Origin of the sequence: Ruminobacter sp. RM87 (assembly GCF_000701925.1) — a bacterium.
GTDB lineage: Bacteria > Pseudomonadota > Gammaproteobacteria > Enterobacterales > Succinivibrionaceae > Ruminobacter > Ruminobacter amylophilus.
In genome coordinates this window covers 1-3,208 of sequence record NZ_JNKD01000099.1, presented here as the reverse complement: position 1 = coordinate 3,208, position 3,208 = coordinate 1, and the positions used below count along the sequence as shown (strand labels likewise).

Sequence of the window (3,208 nt, the reverse complement as noted above, 5' to 3'; positions counted from 1 at the left end):
TTTGCATTCATTCGTGGAGGTCGTTTCATATTGTCTTTAAAACAATCATCTCCAGTTGAAAATCCTTGTGTAGTTGTTATGACACCTGGTTGCTTCAATAGTGCTTATTTTGAACACTCCTTTTTAGCTCAACAGATGGGCGTTGATCTTGTTGAGGGGGCTGACCTATTCGTTCGCGATGGTTATGTTTATATGAGAACAACAAAGGGGCCTAAGCGTGTAGATGTAATTTATCGAAGAGTAGATGATGATTTTATGGATCCTCTTAATTTTAATCCAGATTCAATGTTAGGTGTTCCTGGTATTTCATCAGTTTATAGACAACAGCATGTTGTTCTTGCTAATGCATTTGGTACTGGTATTGCTGATGATAAATCTGTGTATCCTTATGTTGATGAAATGATTCGTTATTATTTGCAATCTGAACCAATATTAAAAAATGTTCCAACATATCTTTGTCGTAAACAAAATGATTTGCAATATGTTCTAGAGCATTTATCAGAACTAGTTGTTAAAGAGGTTCATGGATCCGGTGGATATGGAATGCTTGTAGGACCTCATGCGAGTAAAAAGCAATTAGAAGAATTTAGAGATAAATTAAAAGCAAAACCTGATAATTATATTGCACAACCAACATTAACTCTCTCTACTTGTCCAACTTTTGTTGAGGAGGGTATTGCACCAAGACATATTGATTTAAGACCATTTGTCTTGTCATCACCGCAGGGTATTAAAGTCGTTCCTGGAGGACTTACTAGAGTGGCTCTTAAAAAAGGATCTTTGGTTGTAAATTCATCACAAGGTGGCGGTACAAAGGATACTTGGGTTTTGGAGGATACAAATGTTAAGTAGAACAGCATCTCATCTATTTTGGATGGCAAGATATATTGAACGAGCAGAGAATGTTACACGTATTATGAATGTAGCAAGAACTTTTGCTCTTATGCCAGAATCTAGAGGAGGCACTTCAGAATTAAAATCTCCTTTAGATATCACAGGTCTTTCAGATATTTACGCTGATATTATTGGCGACGAAATTACCTACGATAATATATGTAAATTTTTTATTTGTAGTGAAGGAAATCCAGGATCTATAGCTAGATCTTTAACCCTTGCAAGAGAAAATGCTCATGCGGTAAGAGGTACCATTACTTCAGATATTTGGGAATGTTTGAATGAAGCTTACTTATCTATGAACGCTTTTCTAAAGAACGGATTAACACGAGATAATAGTGAATCATTCTTCGATAATATTTTGGAGCATTACCAATTATATTTCGGTGCAATGATGTCTACTATGCAGAGAAATGATGCATATAATTTTACTATGGCTGGTCACATGGTAGAAAGAGCTGATAATACAGCACGTGCAATGATTGTAAAATTTGCACCAGAAAAGAAAAAGAAAATTCAGGACAATGCTATTGATTATTATCAATTGACTTCATTATTAAGAGCAATGTCTGCAAACGTTGCATACCATACTTCATATGGAGATGCAGTTATTCCAGAAAATGTTGCAGAATTACTAATTCTCTCTAAGAGTTTACCTAGATCTTTAGTTTCATGTACTAAGGAATTGAATAATTGTCTAACTTCGATTGAAGGGGATCTTGGTCTTATTCCTAAGCGCCTTACTGCAGAGTTGAATGCTTCTTTATCCTATTCAACAATCGAGCAATGCATGAATAACGGCTTAGGACAGTTTTTGAATAGGTTTTTAACTCGAATGAGCCACATTGGTATCGCAATTCATCGAGCTTATTTGGAGGTTGCATAATGATTTTTAATATTGAACACTGTACAAAGTACCATTATTCAACACCTGTGACTTCACTTGAATATTTACGATTAACACCTATTACTTTGTCTAATCAAAGAGTTTTAGAATGGAATCTAGATGTTCCTGGTAATGTACAAACAATGACTGATGGTTATGGAAATGTCCTTAATGTAATTAGTATTGATAAAAAACATAAAGATCTTACATTTAAAGCTAGTGGACGAGTAGAGATTAATGGACTTGAAGTATTAGGTGATGGTGGAATTAATCCTTTATTATTTCTACGAAATACTAAATTAACTTCAGCTGGTGAAAAAATTAAAGATTTTGTAAAACCATATATGAGTGATATGCGTTCAATTACAGAATCTTTACAAGATATGGCAAGATCTATCTTGAATGTAATACCTTATGATAAAGGTGTGACGGATTCTCATACTTGTGCAGAGGATGCATTTGCAGCAGGTCATGGAGTATGTCAAGATCATACACAAGTATTTATTGCTTGTTGTAGATTGAGAGGAATTCCTGCTCGTTATGTAAGTGGTTATTTATTTTCGGATGACGCTGGCCATATTGCCTCTCATGCCTGGGCTGAAGCTTGGTATGATGGAGGTTGGCACACTTATGATGTATCAAATTTATTATTTGCTCCAAGTAGACATGTTAAGGTTGCTATAGGCCTCGACTATCAGGAAGCTTGTCCAATTAGAGGTATTAGAACAGGAGGTGGTGCTGAAGTTCTAGATACGTATACTCAAGTAAATTTATTAAATGATACACCTTTAAATGATGAGTTCACTTTCGTTGATAAAATGGAGCTTGATACTAAAGAGCAAGGAGGTCAGCAACAACAGCAAATGATGTTCAAAAGATCCTTTTTAAATAGTATGGTTTTCTTCAATATTAATTAGTATAGTGTTTATAATTGAAAAATGGAGATTGGTTTAGATCTCCATTTTTTTATCTATCAATTCAAGCAAATTTATGAATTTGCAAACATAATAAATTTGGCTCTTGTTAAAACCGACATTCCGCAGTTGAATTAAGAATATGGTAGATCAAAAAGCGATCGATTAAATTTAAATTTTGTGACATATATCTCATTGGTTAAAAAATATACTATTAATCGATCTCATTTAATGGTTTTATACTGAAAAATTAATTTAGGATAAATTTAGTTATGGCAGGTATAAGACCTTTTTTTTGGGGGTGACATAAAATTCGTGTATTCCTGTTAAGTCTGTTAATATTAAAGACTTGATTGGAGTTATATGAATATGGCCAAAAAAGATATTAAGCGAAATCCAGCTGCTGAAAAAATTGCAGAAATTATGACGTACAAAATGCTAAGGACGTTAATGAAGCCTTAAAGGACGTCTTTGGACCTATTTTTGAGAAGATGCTTAATGCCGAAATGGATGC

3 protein-coding genes are annotated in these 3,208 nt (G+C 34.0%); all 3 read left to right on the top strand.

Annotation, left to right across the window (positions count from 1 at the left end; genetic code table 11):
* On the top strand, positions 1 to 852 hold an 852-nt coding region (locus T489_RS0112065; protein ID WP_031580263.1), incomplete at its 5' end, for a circularly permuted type 2 ATP-grasp protein.
* Positions 842 to 1,780: an alpha-E domain-containing protein gene (locus T489_RS0112060; protein ID WP_031580262.1), complete on the top strand. Its 939-nt coding sequence runs from the start codon at positions 842 to 844 to the stop codon at positions 1,778 to 1,780. The genes T489_RS0112065 and T489_RS0112060, both read left to right, overlap by 11 nt.
* Positions 1,780 to 2,697, top strand: a complete 918-nt coding sequence (locus tag T489_RS0112055; protein WP_051622120.1) for a transglutaminase family protein — start codon at positions 1,780 to 1,782, stop codon at positions 2,695 to 2,697. Before T489_RS0112060 ends, T489_RS0112055 begins: the two co-directional genes overlap by 1 nt.
* Positions 2,698 to 3,208: the final 511 nt, after the last annotated feature.